Raw genomic sequence first — 16,555 nt, forward strand, 5'->3', positions numbered from 1 at the left:
TTTTCAGCAGGAACGGGTGCCCGACACGGTGGCACCAACACTTGCATTCAGACTGAGCGAATACATGCAAAAAGACAACACAAGCACCTGGACCCTGGATCAGTTCCCGGTGCCGGAAAAAGACGGCGAAACCCGCTTCCATGATTTCGATCTGGACCTGAGCCTGATGCGTGGCATCGCCGAGCAGGGCTTCCAGTACTGCACCCCCATCCAGGCGGAAGTGCTGGAGCACACCCTGGCCGGCGCCGACGCCATCGGCCGGGCCCAGACCGGCACCGGCAAGACCGCTGCCTTCCTGATCACCGTGATCAACGACCTGCTGCGCCACCCCATTCAGGTTAAACGCTACGCTGGCGAGCCCCGCGCCCTGATTGTGGCCCCCACCCGGGAACTGGCCATGCAGATCGAGAAGGACGCCAGAGCCCTGGCCAAGTACACCGATCTGCAGGTCATGAGCGTGGTCGGCGGGATGAACTTCAACCGCCAGCAGGAACGCCTGCAAAACGAATTGATCGACATCCTGGTAGCCACCCCCGGTCGCCTGCTGGATTTCGCCAAACGCCGCGACCTGTGGCTGGACCGGGTGGAGTTTCTGGTACTGGATGAAGCGGATCGCATGCTGGATATGGGCTTTATTCCCGATGTGAAACGCATCGTCGGCATGACCCCGAAGCCCCAATACCGCCAGACCCAACTTTTCTCCGCCACTTTCAGTGACGATGTGATGAACCTGGCCAACCGCTGGACCGAAGCTGCCGAAGTGGTGGAAATCGAGCCCACCCAGGTAACCACCGACACCGTGGAGCAGAAGGTCTACATCACCAACGCCGACGACAAGTTCACCCTGCTCTACAACCTGATCACCGGCATGAACATGGACAAGGTGATCGTATTCGCCAACCGCCGGGATATTACCCGCCGGGTCAGCGACCGGCTGCAAAAGAAAGGGCTGAAGGTATCTCTGATCTCCGGTGACGTGCCCCAGACCCAGCGCATGAAGACCCTGGAACGCTTCCGCGCCGGTGATCTGCAGGTGCTGATCGCCACCGATGTGGCCGGCCGCGGCATCCATATCGACGGCGTGTCCCATGTGGTCAATTACAATCTGCCGGAAGACCCGGAAGACTATGTTCACCGTATCGGCCGCACCGGGCGGGCCGGTGCCAGCGGCATGTCCATCAGCTTCGCCTGTGAAGACGACGCCTTCCTGCTGCCGGAACTGGAAAACGCCATCGGCATGAAACTGGAGTGCGAGTACCCACCGTCGGATCTGCTCGCCGAGAAGGACTCAAAGAATGGCAACACGCATCAGCCCGGATGAGGGCAAAACCCGCTTCGAACAGGGCGATGCCCTGTTCGTGGACATCCGCGACCCGGCCAGCTTTGCTGCTGGCCATTTGCGCGGCGCCGTCCATCTGACCCAGGCCAACGTGGAACCGTTTCTGGCCGATACCGCCCCGGAAAAACCGCTGGTGATCTACTGCTACCACGGCAACAGCAGCCAGGGCGCCGCCGATTGGCTTGCCGAGCAGGGGTTCAGTGATGTGGTCAGCCTGGACGGAGGCTATGAAGTCCTGCGCCAGCGCTTCCCCGAACTGCTGGAAGAGATGGCGTAACCACGCGAAGGCAACACGCCAAACAACAAAGTTTCCCAAAAACAGGACGGAGATGATTCCGTGCGCTCATTCCTCCGGGCGCACACTCACCTCCGCCACTGTTACGTCTGCAGGGCGCAGCCTGTGCATGAAGTGCCCAGCGGCCTTCAGAACCGGTAGCCCAACCCCACCATGTAGACCCAGGGATCGATTTCCACATCGATCTTGTCCACGCGGGCATTATTCACATACAGCCGCGCTTCGGTATCAATATCGATGTTCCAGACGCTGACGTTGAACAGCCAGTTTTCGTCGAGAGCAAAGTCAGCCCCCACTTCCCAGGCGAAGCCCATGGAGTTACTCAGCTTCACATCAGCATCGGCACCGCCCAATAGCGGGCTCACCACAGAATCATCGATGCTGTCGTCAAAAAACAGCGTGTAATTCAAACCCGCGCCAACATAAGCCCGCATAGGTCCGATCTGTGGCGCATAGTATTGTGCCAGCAGCGTCGGTGGCAGGTGGCTGGTTTCCCCAATGGCAACATCACCACCTCCGGTTTCCAAGAGGATGTCGTGGGTAAAGGGAGTCGCTCCCACCAGTTCGACACCAATGGAGTCGGTTACCATATAGGCCAGCGTCAGGCCCACCTGGGTGTCGTCATCCACGTCGACGCCAAGGCCACCCACTGCCGGCAAGGCCGGGTTAAAGGTTTCACTGCTGGCATCCGGCTCAACCTTGATTCCCCCCAGACGCACAATCACGTCCCCCGCCTTATGGGCCATGGCAGGCCCGGCCATCAACATCCCGGTTAGCAGCAGCGCCGCTTTTCCTTGTCCTCGCAGTTGCATACAGTTCCCCTTTCTTCCAGCAAGATAGAGTCAGCGACCAGAAACCCTCACAAGGCCACCGCACCGGAACTATTAAACGGCCATCGCCGATTGAGGGTATTGCTCTGAATCAATAAAAAGAGGTTTTACTACCATGTCATCCGCTCAACTGATCTCCGCCCTGCGCGATGCGCACCAGGCACACCTTTGTGCACAACTGCAAAACGAGGAACACTGGCAGGCCTTGATGGCCCAGGCCAGCGGCAGCCTGGGCGCGGTACCGCTGGGCAAACTGGTAGACAGTGACGCCCTGACCACCGTAGTGGATCAATGGCTGCAACAAGCGCTCAGCGCCCAGGGCCTGCAGGGTGTCGTCAGCGACGTCAGCAAGGCGGTCTGGGAAGCCGCCGAAAAAGACCCTGCCACCGTGGGCCAACTACTCAGCGAAGACCATTTCGAAGCGATTCTGGAGCAGGTACTGAAGCTGCAGACCCTGCGCGAGAAAGCCGTCCACGCCGCCATGAACCATCCGCTGGTCAGCGAAATGGTCAGCGAAATGCTCTACACCGGCATCAAGAACTTTCTGTTGGAAGAGAACGCCCTGGCCAAACTTCCCGGCGTCAGCAGTGTGATGAAAATGGGCCGCAAGAGCATGGTCGGCAAGGCAATGGGCGGCATGGAAGAATCCATCCGCGACTATCTGCGAAAGAATATCCGCGTCACGCTGAAAACCGGCGAGCAGTGGCTGAACAAGCAACTGACCAACGAGCGCATAGAGCAACTGGCCCGGGACGGCTATCAGCGCGTGGCTCCTCTCAAGCCCGCCGACTATCTGAAGCTGGTACCCGCCGGCACCATTGATGAAGTGGTCAGCCAGAGTTGTGCCATCGGTGACGAAACTGCCCGTCTGGATTACACCCGCCAACTGGTCAGCGTAGGCATCCACGCCGCCGTTCAATCCCTCAGCGACATGCCCCTGCAAACCCTGCTGGAAGGCATGAAGATCAGCGAAGAGCAGGTTCGTGAAATCACCGCCCCCGCCCTGGCCCGCGGCGCTACCGTCCTCATTGAACAGGGCGTGCTGGAACCGTTTATTCAGTGGGTGCTGGATGATTTTTATCAGTCGGAAGCGTGTAAAAAGATAATTGATAATGGATAGTTGAGAATTGATAACGGCGCGATCTGCGCAATCTTGACTGAAACAGCAGAGGCCGCGCCCAGAGTCTGGGCGCGGCCTCTTACGTTGGGGTCATGCCAATCATTCATGGCCGACGTTATCAATTATCCATTCTCAATTATCAATTAAAGAAACTGCTCCGCATATTCCGCCAGCAACGACCTCGGCACCCCGTTCAGCTGAACCGAACCCCCATGGACGAAGCGCTTGAAACGTTCGGTCATGTAGGTGAGGCCGGAGCTGGTGGGTGACAGGTACGGGGTGTCGATCTGGGCGAGGTTGCCCAGGCACACCACCTTGGAGCCTTCCCCGGCCCGGGTGATGATCGCCTTCATCTGATGGGGGGTCAGGTTCTGGCTTTCGTCGATCAGGATCAGGGATTTCTGGAAGCTGCGCCCGCGGATATAGTTCATCGCCTTGAACTGGATATTGGCCTTTTCCTTCACATACTGAATGCTGCCGGAAGGGTTTTCATCGTTCAGGTGCAGCGCCTCTATGTTGTCGTTGATGGCCCCCAGCCAGGGATCCATTTTTTCCTCTTCGGTGCCCGGCAGGAAACCATGCTCTTCTGCCAGCGGCGGCGTGGAGCGGGTGGCAATGATCTTGTTGAAGCGTTTCTGCTCCACCGTCATTTCGATCGCGGCGGCCAGCGCCAGAATGGTCTTGCCGGAACCGGCCGCGCCGGTGAGCGTCACCAGATGCACATCCGGATCCATTAACAGTTGCAGGGCCATGGCCTGCTGCAGGTTCTTCGGCCGCAAGCCCCAGACCTCCTGGTCGAGCAGACTGTCCGCCTTGTAATGGCGTAGGGTCACCACGCCGTTGTCCACATCCAGCACACGCCCGACGAACCCCTGCTCATCGATGATGTACTGGTTGGGATAGACTTCTTCACCCAGAATCTCGCTGACCAGCAAGCCGTGGGATAGATGGTGCAGGGTATCGGCGCCCACCTGCTCGGTTTCCACCTGGGTCACCTGATCCCAGAAGGAGCCGGGCACCTCGAAATAGCCACGGGTTAGCTGCTTGATGTCCGTCACCAGCTGATCGTTGTGATAATCCTCCGATTCGATGCCACAGGCCCGCGCCTTGAGGCGCATGTTGATGTCCTTGGTGACCAGAATAAAACGCCGCTCCGGCTGACTGGCCTGCATGGCCACCACATCATTGATGATGCGGTTGTCGTTGAGGTCATTGGGCAGGGGGGCATTCAGCTCGCCGGTTTTCGACATCAGCACCGTCAGCGTGCCCTGGGTGACTGTCTCCGGACCACGGGGAATGGGGATGCCCGCTTCCACCTGCGCTGGCGTGGCGCTGCCCAGCACCCGGTCGATCTGGCGAATGGCTGCACGACAATCCGCCGCCGTGTGGGATTTGTTACCGCTCTTCAGCTTGTCCAGCTCCTCCAGCACCGTCATGGGAATCACCACCCGATGTTCCTCAAAGTTGAGCAACGAGTTCGGATCGTGGATTAACACGTTGGTATCAATGACGTAGGTTTTTTGTTGCTCTTGGTCGAGGGTTGAATCGTTCTGGTTGGCGCTTGCGTGGTTGATGGAGAGGGTGTGAAGTCTGGCCGCGCGCTCTTCCATGCGTATCCCCTGTGGGCATCAGTGGGCGGCATTCGGCTTGGGCGTCAGATCTGGCTTTTGGTCTGAGAAAGCGAGAGTGACGCCTGCGCCTGCCGCCGTTGGTTTAAGCCTTCTGGCGGTTCAGTTGCAGCAGCTGTAACAGCTTTTGATCGCGATCACTCCCGCAATGGCGGGGGTTGGAATTACCATAACCCAGCTTTTTCGAAATGATCAATAGAAAACCTCGCAAAGTTTGCCGACGGGCAGGCAGACGGTTGTCATAGCGTTTAGAATTCCCACTGGTTGTTTCTCTCCTTTTTCTGAAAACAGGTTATCGCTATGCCCCTTGAGCACCCGCACGTGATGATGCCGCCGCCGGCCCTGTACCTGGGCGGCTTGCTGATGGGCTATGGCATTGATCAGGCCCTTACCCTGCCCGCTCCCACGTTCCCCGGGGACCGCTGGGTGATACTGGCCCTGGCCGTAATCGGCACCGCTCTGGTGTTGGCCGCGGTCCTTCAGCTGCGCCTGGCGCGCACCACTCTGGTCCCCCATCGCCCTGCCAGCCAGCTGCTTACCGGTGGTGTGTTCCGGCTGAGCCGCAACCCGATCTACCTGGGTTTCACTGCCCTGTACCTGGCCATGGCCCTGAGCCAGCACAGCGCGGGCATGCTGATCATGCTGGTGCCGATTGTCTGGGTCATCCAGCAGCATGTGATTGCGGCGGAAGAAGCGTTTCACGCCCAGCAGTTCGGGGAACAATGGCAGGCGTATCGGCAACGGGTACGGCGCTGGTTGTAGCACTGACACGGGCGTGGATAGCGATTGCCTGCGACCCGGCCTTGAGAAATTCCACCGCGCCCAGCTTGCCGTGTTGCAAACGCATGTGGCGCGAGCCGAAATGGCCCGGCACCAGGCTGCTGGCGCGGGTCTGCCGGGGCAGCCACCCTAGCCGGCGGTACAGTTCGGCGACCAGCTCCGAACAGAACCAGCCACGCTGATCCGGCTTGCGGGTAAAGCCTGTCAGCACGTCCAGGGCGTTGCACAGCACGTAGTTCTTGTAGGGACGATGAAGCAGGCGCTTCACCATCCGCGCCAGCAGTTGCTGCTGCCGGTCACTCAAGGGGGGGCCATGCCGACGGCGCAACGCCACCGTGCCGGGGTAATCACGCAGCTTGTCCGCCAGCGGTACCAGCGCCACACCGGCCACCGGGCATCCCAGAGTTACATCCGACGATTCACTGAGGGTGGTGGACTCAAGAACCAGAGGGTCGGGATTGCCGGGCAGGTGCACCACCATACCGATATGACTCCAGGGGCTGCGGGTAAAGACCCGGATCACCTCACTGGTAAAACCACGGCCAGAGAACAACAGCAGATCCCCGGTTCGCAGTGAGCAAGCAGACTCAAGAGGCATTGTCATGGGCACAGCCACAGGCTCTTATCCGTTGCAGGACTATCCTGAGGCCACACTAGGAAAATGACGTGACGGTTCGCTGACAGTGGCGTCACGGTTTGGTGAAGAAAAACTGCCTATCTCTCTACAGCGCCGCCGTAGGAACGGAGCGTAGCGGAGTAACGCCCGCAGGGCGGCCCCGAAGGGGTGAGCGCAGCGAATAACACCTCTTGAGGTGCGAATCCGAGCGACAGCGAAGGAAATGTGCAAGGCAACCACCGGCTCCTTCTAGAGAAACCTGTCGAGCCCAGAAATCCCTGATCGCCCTTCGGTCGATTTCCTCGCTTCGCGAGGTTCGCGGCTCAAGATCCGCTCCTAAAGCGGCTTCGTAGATACCCGGGGGATAACATGCAGGTCAAACATCGTCACATTCCTGTTATCTACCGTCGTTACCCTGTGCAATCCTCTTTGCCTGTCCCGCCCCCGCCTATGGAAGACAAGCTCTACCTGCTGCAACGCCATCTGCCCGAGCTTCTGCACCTGGATGCACTGATTCGTCATGGTGAGCGTCACCTGCGTGTGTCCACGGTTCATAAGGTGCCAATGGGTGAGTTGTCATTGCCGGTGCGGGTAATCGAAATGGGCAGCACTTCTCCCGGCGTGCCGGTCATCGGTTTTTTTGGTGGCGTTCATGGCGTGGAGCGGATCGGCAGCCAGGTGTTGATGTCCTGGCTGCACAGTCTGATTCATCGTTTGCAGTGGGACGACCAACTGCATCGGCGGCTGGAGCAGGTGCGACTGGTGTTCATGCCGATGATCAACCCCGGCGGCATCTGGAAGCGCACCCGCAGCAACCCCAATGGCGTGGACCTGATGCGTAACGCCCCTATCGATGCCATGGGCCGGGTGCCTTTTCTGGTGGGCGGCCACCGCATCAGCCGCCATCTGCCCTGGTACCGGGGCAAAAGTGGCGCGCCCATGGAGCCGGAAGCCCAGGCGGTCATCCGGGTGGTGCGGGAAAAGCTGATGCCGGCGCCGTTTTCCATGAGCCTGGACTGTCACAGTGGCTTTGGCCGGCGCGACCGGATCTGGTGCTGTTACGCCCGCAGCCATCGCCCCATTCCCCATATCGGCGAAGTATTCCGGCTCAAGCAGCATTTCGAAGACACCTATCCTCACCATCATCCCTACCTGATCGAGCCGCAGTCGGTGAACTACACCACCCATGGCGACCTGTGGGATTACCTTTACGACGATGCCCAAGATCGGGCACCGTATCACACCTTCCTGCCGTTTACCCTGGAAATGGGCTCCTGGCTGTGGGTACGCAAGAACCCACGGCAAATGCTGGATTTTTTCGGCTATTTCAATCCGGTAATCGGCCACCGCCATCATCGGGTACTGCGCCAGCACCTGCCCCTGTTCGAGTTTCTCACCGCCATGACCGCCAACGCCGGTAACTGGCTACCCACTACCCGGGAAAAATCGGCGCTGACCCGGCAGGCCATTGCCCACTGGTTTGGGGACGCTGACTAGCCGCTGAGCATCTGCAAAACGCCCCCTCTCAATGCATCGTATACCCAAGACGCCATTCATGGCCCCGACCTTGCAACAGAAAAGCCCATTGGGTCCGCCGCCCGGCTGACTTACACTTTGCCAAACGCCTCGATAAGGACACACCATGAAAGCCCTGATTCTTGCCCCCCTGGCCCTGCTGGCCGGTTGTCAGCACCTGAACTACCAGCCACCGACCAGCGGCGATACCGCCCAGGTCACCTTCACCAGCAACAACACAGCAGCTCAACCGGTGGTCTGTGTGCCCGGCAAGGGCTTCAAGTCAACGGAATACGCGCTGTCGCAAAACCCGGTGAGCGGTGGGGCTCTGGACGACTTACTGAAAACCATGAAGAAAAGTCCCCAGGTCACCACCACTGTCGACATTGCCCCAGCCACCCGCATTGGCGTCATCTATAACCGCCGCCAGGCTGACAATAGCCGTGACCGCTGCAAAGTGGCCCTGCAGTTTGCCCCTCAGGCCGGCGGTGACTACCAGGCACACTTTGTCCATGAGAACGGTCAATGTGGTCTGTCACTGAAAGATGCCAGCGGCGCCAGTGTGGATGCCGTGCTGACTGACTGGCAGTGCCCATAATATGCGCACCAATGCGGTGCGCGGCACCAAGTTCGCGCACCGCATTGTCTGTTTCCCCTTTGTTAAATCTCCCCTTTCCTCGTCACAAACTATCAAGTCACTGTTTTATATAAATAAAAAATAGTTGGCACGCTCTCTGCAATATCTCTTTCGAGCCGAAAAGGCGGTGCGTCACCAGCGCACATTGAACGAATTAGACTTGTTAAGAGGGTTGCACATGAAAAACGTATTTGGTCTGAAGAAAACCGTTTTGGCCGCTTCCATCGTGGCTGCCAGCCTGGCTCCGGCCATCGCTGCTGCTGAAGTCAGTGGTACCCTGGGCGCTTCCAGCCAGTACTTGTGGCGTGGTCAGCAACTGACCGACGGCGCTGCGGTGTACGGTAGCGTTGACTACTCCCACACTTCCGGTCTGTACGCTGGTGCCTGGGCATCTTCTGAAACCGACGACACCGAGTACGACCTGTACGCCGGTTTCGGTGGCGAGATTGAAGGTCTGAGCTACGACATCAGCTACATCGACTATAATTACACGACCGGTGGCACCACTGCGCCGGACCCGGCTTCCAGCGCGGACTTTGAGGAAGTCCATCTTGGTCTAGGCTTTGCCGGTTTCAGCGCTGATGCTTTCATCGGTGTTGGCGAAGTTGGCCGTGGCGACGATGCCGTAGACTACAAAGATGACTACTTTGCGCTGGGCTACGGCTACGACAAATACGGCATTAGCGCAGGTTATTACGATTACGACGGTGACCCTGAGGTAGACGGCACTCTCGCAGATTACACGCACGTGGATCTCAGCTACGCCGTTACCGAGCAATTCACCTTCACGGCATCCAAGATCGTAGATCAGGAAGACGTGAATGGCGTCGACACTTGGGATGACGACGTAGTATTGAGCGTTGCCTACGAGTTCGCTCTGTAAGCACCAAGAAAACGGGCGGCTCACGCCGCTCACTGTTTAACGCCGCGGGGCTCTCCCTGGTCCTCGCAAACACGCAAGCAACCCCGCGGCGTCTTTTTACCTTCCACGCAACATCCCCCGCGCTTCAGGCAACACGCCAAACCTGTCGTTACCTCTCTGCAGAAAAGTACACTACCAGCGCATCATGATCCGATACCGGCGCCACCCCCTGGCTGCCATAGAGGCTGTTATAGCGACCTGCATTGCCACGGCTTACCGCCATTGTGCTGACAGACGTTTCCAAATCCGGTGACACCCAGATATGGTCCAGGGCCTGTGGTCGGCAACGGTGACGAAAACTGTAACGTTCCCGCTTCGGCAGCCGTTGCCACAGATTGAACAGACCGGATTGCGCAAAACGTCTATAGCTTGCCGAGATACGCCCGGCGCCCCAGGTGCTGTTGAAATCACCGGCCATTATCAACGGCACACTCTGCTCAATGGCCCAGCTGGCCAGCAACGCGGCCTGACGCTGCCTTTTTTGCCGAACCCGTGACTTGTGCAGACCTCGCGCACTACGCAAGTGCACGACGACCAACTGCAACTGCCGAGGAGAGCGCACAGTCACGTGCAAGGGCGGACGGGAAAACAGTGAGTGGCCGTGAAATTCCTGCTCCGCAAACAGGCTTTCTACCGACACAATCCGTACCGGCTGCCGATAAAGCAGCCCCACATCCATGCCGGAAGGGTCATTGCCCTCTTTCAGTGCGACGCGGTAACGCCAGCCGTGCCTGGCAAGGCGTACCGCCAGGGCCTCGAGTAACTCACGATTTTCCACTTCCTGAACAGCCAGCATATGGGGCGCCTGCAAAGGGCCGGCAATAAACCCAGCCAGCGCCTGTATTCGCCTGTTCAACACAGCCTCGGAAAGCGGTTCATCCAGCCGGCTGTCTTTGCGGGTATCGCGAAGCCGCCACAGGTTCAGCGTCGCCAGAGTCCATTCATCCGCTGCGGGGGCGGGCACACCACGGTCGGGAGCAAGGCCTCGGCAATCCGCCCACAGCCCGGTCGCAACCAGCAAACATAAACAAAAAATCAGATATCGCATGCAGGCAGTGTATGAACGCCTAGCACATCGCAACAGTAGAAAACGCGGAGGTTTGTGTAGGAAAAGAGGACGAGATATAAGACACACCCGAAATGCTGCGTGGCCGAGCGTCAAGCTTTCGGCGTCAGCTAAAAGACCTTCGCGAATTAGCGGAAACTGGCTTGCCCCGGAACTTGCTTCCGGATGACAGGCCCCTGAACCCCTGACCGCAGCCAATAGCGTAGGGTGCCACTGAGCCTAAGGCGAACTGCACCGATCCGGCGTTTGATGGTGCAGTTCGCCTTAGGCTCAGTGGCACCCTACGTTTTGCATCTATGCGAGGTTTGCGATCAAAAAAAGCCCGCCAATGAGGCGGGCAAGGGGTATGTGAACAACAACAGAAAACGTCAGGGTCGATAGACCACTTTCAGGTCCGGGGTCACCAGTGATGCATCCAGATAACCGACAAAGTTACGGTTGCTGCCCACCAGCATAACCATCTCCTGTTCACTGGAGACTTCCCGGGGCGGCATGCCCCGGCCGGTAAAGATCATCCTCGCCCAATAACTTTTCATCTGCTCGGCGCTCTTGCCGAGCACCTGCTGGTAAAAACCATCTCGAGCACGGCCCCGTGACGGCAAGTCCAGCGGTTTCACCGAGACACCGGATACCCGGCGGGTCTGGCCATTGAAGATCTGTCGCACTTCATCCTGAGTCAGTGCATCGAGACCGCTGTTGGCGGACACCACCACCACCGGTTCTGCCTGGGCCGCTGCCGCCAGCATCAGGAGGAATGAAAATAGTATTTTTTTCATGGTCATTCCCCCTTAAAAAACCAGATCCGCACTGAGGCGAATCACCGTGGCATGATCGTCTTCAAGCTGGCCACCGTCGGTGAAGAAGAACCCCGACGTAGTAACATCACTATCGGAAAAATCGTAGTAATAACTCACCTCCCCTTTCAGGGCGATGGAATCAGTGAGGGAATAGCGCAGCCCACCGGTCCAGCTCTTCTGTTGTTCCGCCAGGCCATTATTCAGGGCAGCCGGAAGGCTGCTATCCAGATCACGAGGCGTCACTTCTGCCCAGGTGACCATGGGCATCCACTTGCCCAGGTATTTGCCCACTGTGACGTAGCCACTCTCGCTGCTCGGGTACCAGTTACCAAAATCCAGCCGCGCCTTTTCCACGGAGAAAAACCAGCTACCGTCATCGTATTGCAGACCGACACCCGCAAAATAGGTATAAACATCATCAAAGGAGAGACCCAGGACGGCAGGCGGAAAACCAAGGGCACCTTGCAAGTCCTGCTGGCTGACGGAAACGTCAGCAGCGGTGTAGGCGGCTCTCGCCGTCCAGTTACGCCAGTAGCTGGTAAAGTTCACACCGCTCAGGTCATCGGCCTGGAACTGGGCATTGGCCACACGCTCACCGCCATCCACGGTACTGGAACCCCAGAACCCGGAAAGACGATGTGACACGGGCCCGCTGGTGAAACGCCAGGAGGCTTCTACCGCCTCCATGGTTTTCACCGGTGCCAGTTGATACACCTCCGCCGGCAAGCTGGCCCACGGGTAGGCATAGCCCACATCGATGTATTGGGAATGCATGTAGAACGGCGCCACGATACGCCCCGCTTTCATGCTCACAGAATCGCTGACCTGATAATCCAGATAGGCCCACTGCAATTCCGCATTGAATTCGTCATCGCCGGACGCAAACAGCTGCACTACAGCTTCCGCCCGTTCGCTGAGTTCGGCATTAAACTGCACGCCAGCGCGAGTCAGGGAATCATGGCTCCATTTATCACTGGCGCCATCGATGTAGCTGGCAGAACCAGAGGTGGTGTCCACCTCGGCCCGGGACATACCCGCGGAGAGAAAACCGTTGATACGGATCCGGTCAGCAGCATCGCTGAGGGTATTATCAAACTGCTGCTTTTCGAGCTGTTCCAGGCGCTGCTCATAGTCCTGCAGCCTCTGCTGGACATCACTTTCCGAAGTCTGGGCCCAGGCCGGGCTCGCACTCAGGGACGCACCCAGCATCACGGATAATGCCTTTCTCATAGATCCCCCACGCTTTTATAGCCGTTTTAACCATACAACGACTACGAATAAAGCATGGCATTATCCGCAAAAAGAAACCGGGTTCAACCGTCAGATTGGGACGCCCGTTTTACCGGGAACGCCGCGCAGGCGTCCTGCCCGCCATTCAGATGAAAGCAGATATCCACCTTGTCACCGGGAGCCGGGACCTGTGTGAGCTTCATCAGCATCAAATGCTTGTCCCCCGGTGCCAGCACCACACTGTCTCCGGCAGGGATTTCCAGGTGATGCAGGTGCACCATCCTGCGGCTGCCGTCCGCGGCGGTTTCCACATCATGCAGCATGGTGTGGCCGGCAACAGGAGTACTGACACCGGTGATGGTCACGGTATCCTCGCCAGTATTGTTCAACGTCACATAGCCCGCCATGGTCGGCGACACCGGCGGTACCGCGCGTAACCAGGGATCGGAAAACGTCAGCTCCGCATGGGCGGGCACGGCAAGGGCCAGCACCGCGCCTGCCAACAGAGTTTTAAAGCAGGCTCTTGGCATCAGTTACCACCTCGTCAATGGTGAAATCCGCCGGGTAGAGTTTGCGCACCCGACCCTGGTCGTCCAATAGATAAATATAGTCACTGTGAGTGAACAGGTAATCCTGCTCCTCCTGATCCTTGATAAACACCACCCCGTATTGCGTTGCCACCTCGCGGATTTCCGCCAGGCTGCCGGTCAGGCCGATGATGTCCGCCTTGAACCAGGGCAGATACTCATTCAGGTGCTCGGCTGTATCCCGCTCCGGGTCGAAGGTAATAAACACAGGCTGTACCTGGTCCGCTTCACCGGCCTCTTGCAACTGCCGATAAACCTGGGCCACCCGGGCCAGCACCGCCGGGCAGATGTCCGGACAATGGGTGTAACCGAAGAACAGGATGGATACCTTGCCCTTGAGCTGTGCCTGGCTGAAAGGCTCGCCGTTGTGGTCAGTTAGTGTAAACTCACCACCCAGCCTTGTATTGACTGGTAAGTCGCTTTCCTGCTTGCCACAGCCGGCAACCAGAAGGGCCAGAAGCAATGGCAGGATGTACGGCAGTTTTCGCATGATCTCTCCGGTTGGTATAATCCGCGCCCATTTAAGCGGACTCTAATTGCAGCCGCGCCCATTTTCCCTCTATTCAACGGTTAGGCAACCCATGGCACGCAAGCTTTTCATTCAGACCCACGGCTGCCAGATGAACGAGTACGATTCCACTCGTATGGTGGACCTGCTCGAATCCAGCCACGGCCTGGAGCCCACCGACAATCCGGAAGAAGCGGACGTATTGCTGCTCAACACCTGCTCGATCCGGGAAAAAGCCCAGGAAAAGGTCTTCCACCAGCTGGGCCGCTGGAAAAAGCTCAAGGACGCCAACCCGGACATGGTAATCGCGGTAGGCGGCTGCGTGGCCAGCCAGGAAGGCGATGCCATCCGTGACCGGGCCCCCTACGTGGACGTGGTGTTCGGCCCGCAGACCCTGCACCGCCTGCCCGGCCTGATTACCCAGGCCGCCACCACCCGCAAACTGGCCATCGATGTGACCTTTCCGGAAGTGGAAAAGTTCGACAACCTGCCGGAACCCAGCGTCGACGGCCCCAGTGCCTTTGTCTCGATCATGGAAGGCTGCTCCAAGTACTGCACCTTCTGTGTGGTGCCCTACACCCGCGGTGAGGAAGTCAGTCGCCCGGTGCAGCCAGTGCTGAAGGAAGTGGAACACCTGGCTGAGATGGGCGTGCGCGAGGTGAACCTGCTGGGCCAGAACGTGAATGCCTACCGGGGTGTGGGCGCCGACGGCGACACCCTGGACCTGGCCGACCTGATCCGGCTGATCCGCGACATCGACGGTATCGATCGCATCCGTTACACCACCAGCCACCCGGTGGAGTTTTCCGACGCCCTGATTCAGGTCTATGAGGATGTACCGGAACTGGTCAGCCACCTGCACCTGCCGGTGCAATCCGGCTCGGACCGTATTCTTGCCATGATGAAGCGCAACCACATGGTGCTGGAATACAAGAGCAAGTTGCGCAAGCTCAAGCGCATCCGCCCGGACATTTCCTTCAGCTCCGATTTCATCATCGGCTTTCCCGGGGAAACCGATCGGGACTTCGAAGATACCATGAATCTGATCCACGACATCGGCTTCGACATGTCCTTCAGCTTCATCTATAGCGCCCGCCCCGGCACACCGGCGGCGGACCTGCCCGATGATGTGCCCATGGAGGTGAAGAAACAGCGCCTGGCGATTCTGCAGCAGCGCATCACCCAGAACGTGCAGGACATTTCCCGCAAGATGGTGGGCAGCACCCAAAGAATTCTGGTGGATGGTTTCTCCAAGAAAGACCCGGGCCAGCTCAAGGGCCGCACGGAGAACAACCGGGTGGTTAACTTCCGCAGCGATGATACCGACCTGATCGGCAAATTCGTGGACATCACCATCGACCAGGCCTACAGCAACTCTCTGCTCGGCAGCGACCCGCGCAACCCGGGCTGACCCCAGGTTGCAACGTTGCCTGCTGCGCGGCCTAAATCGCCACCGCCCGGCCAATGAACAGGACCGGCCCGGTGGGTCGGTCAGCCGGGGAGCCACCCGGCGGCTCCAGCGTCAGTTCAAACAGCTGGCCACTCTCCACACCGCCCACGCGGCTGGCCGGTAACACCAACGACTCACCCGGCTGCACCAGCCCAAGGGAACGGGGGCCCAGTGCCGGGTCCGACAGGGTCCAGAACTGGACACTGCGATCCGCCGGATACTCACTCTCTGACAGCGGCGTCAGCTGCAAGTCTCCCTGCGCAGACACGGTCACTCTCCAGCCCGGGCTGGCGGCCTCACCCGGTGCCTGCAGCACCACGGTGTAAACCGGCGCCGGCACCCGCAGTGGCCCCAGCAGCAACACCACCGCCACCAACAAGGCAACACTGACGGTTCTCCAGAGCGTCAGGCTCTGCCACAACCATTGCCAGTCGAATCGACCACGGGAGTCCTCCGAGGCGGTTCGCCGGGAAATCTCTCGCCATAGTCGCGGCGGCAGCGGTACCGGTTCCAGCAACTCCGCCGCCCCCAACCAATGCTCCCGCCAATGGTTGGCCAGGCTCGCAGCGTCGTCGTCCTGTTCCAACCACTGCTCGATCTCTGCCGACTGCTCACGGGAATGCAGGCCGAGGACATACTCGGCAACCAACAGACGCTGTGCTTCAGGCTGTTCCGGAATCATAGTCGCAGACACTCCTGCAGCCCTTTCAACCCGGATCGAACCCGGCTCTTGATGGTGCCCAGGGGAATGGCCAGGGTTTCGGCAATCTGCTCGTAGGTAAACCCCTGGTAGAACGCCATAAGAATGGGGCGACGACGATCCATCTGCATTCCTTGCAGGCAATTGATGATCGCACGTCGTTGATCGTCCTCCACCGAGCATTGCTCTGGGGAGGGGCCCGAATCAGGCCATTGGTCCCCTGGCAGGGGCTCGAACGCATCACGTCGGGAACGGTGGTGTTGATTGATCAAGCGATATCGCAATAATCCAAACAGCCAGGTCCGCGCGCAGCCTCGCTGGCTCTGAAAGCGCCTGGCATTTTCCCAGACCTGGATGAAAGTATCCTGCAAGGCATCCTCAGCCAGTGATGACTCGCCGGTAAATCGGCGCGCCAACGCCAACATGCGCGGAGCTTCGTTGAGGTAAAGCTGATGAAAAGCCTGCCGGTCGCCACTGGCACATGCCCGTAACAGGACATTGCCTTCTTCCAGCTCAGCGCGTGAATCGTCCATGA

General features: G+C 58.9%; 18 protein-coding genes. 8 read left to right on the top strand and 10 right to left on the bottom strand.

From position 1 onward, the window contains the following. The first annotated feature begins 64 nt into the window (after positions 1-64). On the top strand, positions 65-1,321 hold the full coding sequence (gene rhlB, locus T9A_RS13110; RefSeq protein ID WP_035249214.1) for an ATP-dependent RNA helicase RhlB: 1,257 nt from the start codon (positions 65-67) through the stop codon (positions 1,319-1,321). Beyond that, positions 1,296-1,616 (top strand): thiosulfate sulfurtransferase GlpE, encoded by a 321-nt coding sequence (gene glpE / locus T9A_RS13115; protein ID WP_035249215.1) that lies wholly within the window; start codon positions 1,296-1,298, stop codon positions 1,614-1,616. The genes rhlB and glpE overlap by 26 nt, the downstream gene beginning before the upstream one ends. A gap of 146 nt (positions 1,617-1,762) precedes the next feature. On the opposite strand, the gene T9A_RS13120 is transcribed toward glpE, so the two are convergent. Continuing rightward, the gene (locus tag T9A_RS13120; protein ID WP_035249217.1) at positions 1,763-2,446 is read right to left on the bottom strand and encodes an OmpW/AlkL family protein; all 684 of its coding nucleotides are present in this window, start codon (positions 2,444-2,446) and stop codon (positions 1,763-1,765) included. 133 nt (positions 2,447-2,579) lie between these two features. Here T9A_RS13120 and T9A_RS13125 point away from each other — a divergent pair, with 133 nt between their 5' ends. Beyond that, positions 2,580-3,584: a hypothetical protein gene (locus T9A_RS13125; RefSeq protein ID WP_035249219.1), complete on the top strand. Its 1,005-nt coding sequence runs from the start codon at positions 2,580-2,582 to the stop codon at positions 3,582-3,584. Positions 3,585-3,727: 143 nt separating this feature from the next. On the opposite strand, the gene T9A_RS13130 is transcribed toward T9A_RS13125, so the two are convergent. Beyond that, positions 3,728-5,194 (bottom strand): PhoH family protein, encoded by a 1,467-nt coding sequence (locus tag T9A_RS13130; RefSeq protein ID WP_035249221.1) that lies wholly within the window; start codon positions 5,192-5,194, stop codon positions 3,728-3,730. A 318-nt stretch (positions 5,195-5,512) separates the two neighbouring features. Between T9A_RS13130 and T9A_RS13135 the strand changes: the two genes are divergently transcribed. After that, entirely contained in the window at positions 5,513-5,974 is a 462-nt protein-coding gene (locus T9A_RS13135) for a methyltransferase family protein (protein ID WP_035249223.1), read from the top strand. Here the strand turns inward: T9A_RS13135 and T9A_RS16925 are convergent. Further along, complete coding sequence (locus T9A_RS16925) at positions 5,874-6,596, bottom strand: C40 family peptidase (protein WP_084573501.1); 723 nt, start codon at positions 6,594-6,596, stop codon at positions 5,874-5,876. The genes T9A_RS13135 and T9A_RS16925 overlap by 101 nt on opposite strands. 462 nt (positions 6,597-7,058) lie before the next feature. Here T9A_RS16925 and T9A_RS13145 point away from each other — a divergent pair, with 462 nt between their 5' ends. The 3 genes from T9A_RS13145 to T9A_RS13155 all read left to right on the top strand — a co-directional run bounded on the left by T9A_RS13145 (position 7,059) and on the right by T9A_RS13155 (position 9,643). Next, positions 7,059-8,105, top strand: coding sequence for a M14 family zinc carboxypeptidase (locus T9A_RS13145; RefSeq protein ID WP_084573502.1), 1,047 nt, complete (start codon positions 7,059-7,061; stop codon positions 8,103-8,105). 145 nt (positions 8,106-8,250) lie between these two features. Continuing rightward, the gene (locus T9A_RS13150) at positions 8,251-8,721 is read left to right on the top strand and encodes a hypothetical protein (RefSeq protein ID WP_035249227.1); all 471 of its coding nucleotides are present in this window, start codon (positions 8,251-8,253) and stop codon (positions 8,719-8,721) included. 217 nt (positions 8,722-8,938) lie between these two features. Further along, complete coding sequence (locus T9A_RS13155; RefSeq protein WP_035249228.1) at positions 8,939-9,643, top strand: TorF family putative porin; 705 nt, start codon at positions 8,939-8,941, stop codon at positions 9,641-9,643. A gap of 148 nt (positions 9,644-9,791) precedes the next feature. Here the strand turns inward: T9A_RS13155 and T9A_RS13160 are convergent, their stop codons facing one another. The 5 genes from T9A_RS13160 to T9A_RS13180 all read right to left on the bottom strand — a co-directional run bounded on the left by T9A_RS13160 (position 9,792) and on the right by T9A_RS13180 (position 13,852). Then, positions 9,792-10,646 carry an endonuclease/exonuclease/phosphatase family protein gene (locus tag T9A_RS13160; protein ID WP_232222114.1) on the bottom strand — a complete coding sequence of 285 codons (855 nt, stop codon included), beginning with the start codon at positions 10,644-10,646 and terminating at the stop codon, positions 9,792-9,794. Positions 10,647-11,116: 470 nt separating this feature from the next. Beyond that, positions 11,117-11,524 carry a type 2 periplasmic-binding domain-containing protein gene (locus tag T9A_RS13165; protein WP_035249232.1) on the bottom strand — a complete coding sequence of 136 codons (408 nt, stop codon included), beginning with the start codon at positions 11,522-11,524 and terminating at the stop codon, positions 11,117-11,119. Between the two features lie 12 nt (positions 11,525-11,536). Further along, positions 11,537-12,775, bottom strand: coding sequence for a diguanylate cyclase (locus T9A_RS13170; protein WP_035249233.1), 1,239 nt, complete (start codon positions 12,773-12,775; stop codon positions 11,537-11,539). Between the two features lie 83 nt (positions 12,776-12,858). Further along, positions 12,859-13,305, bottom strand: coding sequence for a copper chaperone PCu(A)C (locus T9A_RS13175; RefSeq protein WP_035249235.1), 447 nt, complete (start codon positions 13,303-13,305; stop codon positions 12,859-12,861). Then, complete coding sequence (locus tag T9A_RS13180) at positions 13,286-13,852, bottom strand: SCO family protein (RefSeq protein WP_035249237.1); 567 nt, start codon at positions 13,850-13,852, stop codon at positions 13,286-13,288. Before T9A_RS13180 ends, T9A_RS13175 begins: the two co-directional genes overlap by 20 nt. Before the next feature lie 91 nt (positions 13,853-13,943). Here T9A_RS13180 and miaB point away from each other — a divergent pair, with 91 nt between their 5' ends. Next, entirely contained in the window at positions 13,944-15,281 is a 1,338-nt protein-coding gene (gene miaB, locus T9A_RS13185; protein ID WP_035249239.1) for a tRNA (N6-isopentenyl adenosine(37)-C2)-methylthiotransferase MiaB, read from the top strand. 31 nt (positions 15,282-15,312) lie between these two features. On the opposite strand, the gene T9A_RS13190 is transcribed toward miaB, so the two are convergent. Then, positions 15,313-16,002, bottom strand: a complete 690-nt coding sequence (locus T9A_RS13190; protein WP_035249240.1) for an anti-sigma factor — start codon at positions 16,000-16,002, stop codon at positions 15,313-15,315. Further along, on the bottom strand, positions 15,999-16,553 hold the full coding sequence (locus T9A_RS13195; protein WP_035249242.1) for an RNA polymerase sigma factor: 555 nt from the start codon (positions 16,551-16,553) through the stop codon (positions 15,999-16,001). Before T9A_RS13195 ends, T9A_RS13190 begins: the two co-directional genes overlap by 4 nt. Positions 16,554-16,555: the final 2 nt, after the last annotated feature.

Source organism: Alcanivorax jadensis T9 (assembly GCF_000756655.1).
Classification (GTDB): domain Bacteria; phylum Pseudomonadota; class Gammaproteobacteria; order Pseudomonadales; family Alcanivoracaceae; genus Alcanivorax; species Alcanivorax jadensis.

Bases quoted from the DNA above. Each gene is read 5' to 3' on its own strand.
- T9A_RS13190 (WP_035249240.1), bottom strand. From the start codon at position 16,002: ATGATTCCGGAACAGCCTGAAGCACAGCGTCTGTTGGTTGCCGAGTAT.
- T9A_RS13145 (WP_084573502.1), top strand. From the start codon at position 7,059: ATGGAAGACAAGCTCTACCTGCTGCAACGCCATCTGCCCGAGCTTCTG.
- T9A_RS13135 (WP_035249223.1), top strand. From the start codon at position 5,513: ATGCCCCTTGAGCACCCGCACGTGATGATGCCGCCGCCGGCCCTGTAC.
- T9A_RS13125 (WP_035249219.1), top strand. From the start codon at position 2,580: ATGTCATCCGCTCAACTGATCTCCGCCCTGCGCGATGCGCACCAGGCA.
- T9A_RS13155 (WP_035249228.1), top strand. From the start codon at position 8,939: ATGAAAAACGTATTTGGTCTGAAGAAAACCGTTTTGGCCGCTTCCATC.
- T9A_RS13150 (WP_035249227.1), top strand. From the start codon at position 8,251: ATGAAAGCCCTGATTCTTGCCCCCCTGGCCCTGCTGGCCGGTTGTCAG.
- T9A_RS13165 (WP_035249232.1), bottom strand. From the start codon at position 11,524: ATGAAAAAAATACTATTTTCATTCCTCCTGATGCTGGCGGCAGCGGCC.
- T9A_RS13180 (WP_035249237.1), bottom strand. From the start codon at position 13,852: ATGCGAAAACTGCCGTACATCCTGCCATTGCTTCTGGCCCTTCTGGTT.
- rhlB (WP_035249214.1), top strand. From the start codon at position 65: ATGCAAAAAGACAACACAAGCACCTGGACCCTGGATCAGTTCCCGGTG.
- T9A_RS13195 (WP_035249242.1), bottom strand. From the start codon at position 16,553: ATGGACGATTCACGCGCTGAGCTGGAAGAAGGCAATGTCCTGTTACGG.
- miaB (WP_035249239.1), top strand. From the start codon at position 13,944: ATGGCACGCAAGCTTTTCATTCAGACCCACGGCTGCCAGATGAACGAG.
- T9A_RS16925 (WP_084573501.1), bottom strand. From the start codon at position 6,596: ATGACAATGCCTCTTGAGTCTGCTTGCTCACTGCGAACCGGGGATCTG.
- T9A_RS13120 (WP_035249217.1), bottom strand. From the start codon at position 2,446: ATGCAACTGCGAGGACAAGGAAAAGCGGCGCTGCTGCTAACCGGGATG.
- T9A_RS13170 (WP_035249233.1), bottom strand. From the start codon at position 12,775: ATGAGAAAGGCATTATCCGTGATGCTGGGTGCGTCCCTGAGTGCGAGC.
- glpE (WP_035249215.1), top strand. From the start codon at position 1,296: ATGGCAACACGCATCAGCCCGGATGAGGGCAAAACCCGCTTCGAACAG.
- T9A_RS13175 (WP_035249235.1), bottom strand. From the start codon at position 13,305: ATGCCAAGAGCCTGCTTTAAAACTCTGTTGGCAGGCGCGGTGCTGGCC.
- T9A_RS13130 (WP_035249221.1), bottom strand. From the start codon at position 5,194: ATGGAAGAGCGCGCGGCCAGACTTCACACCCTCTCCATCAACCACGCA.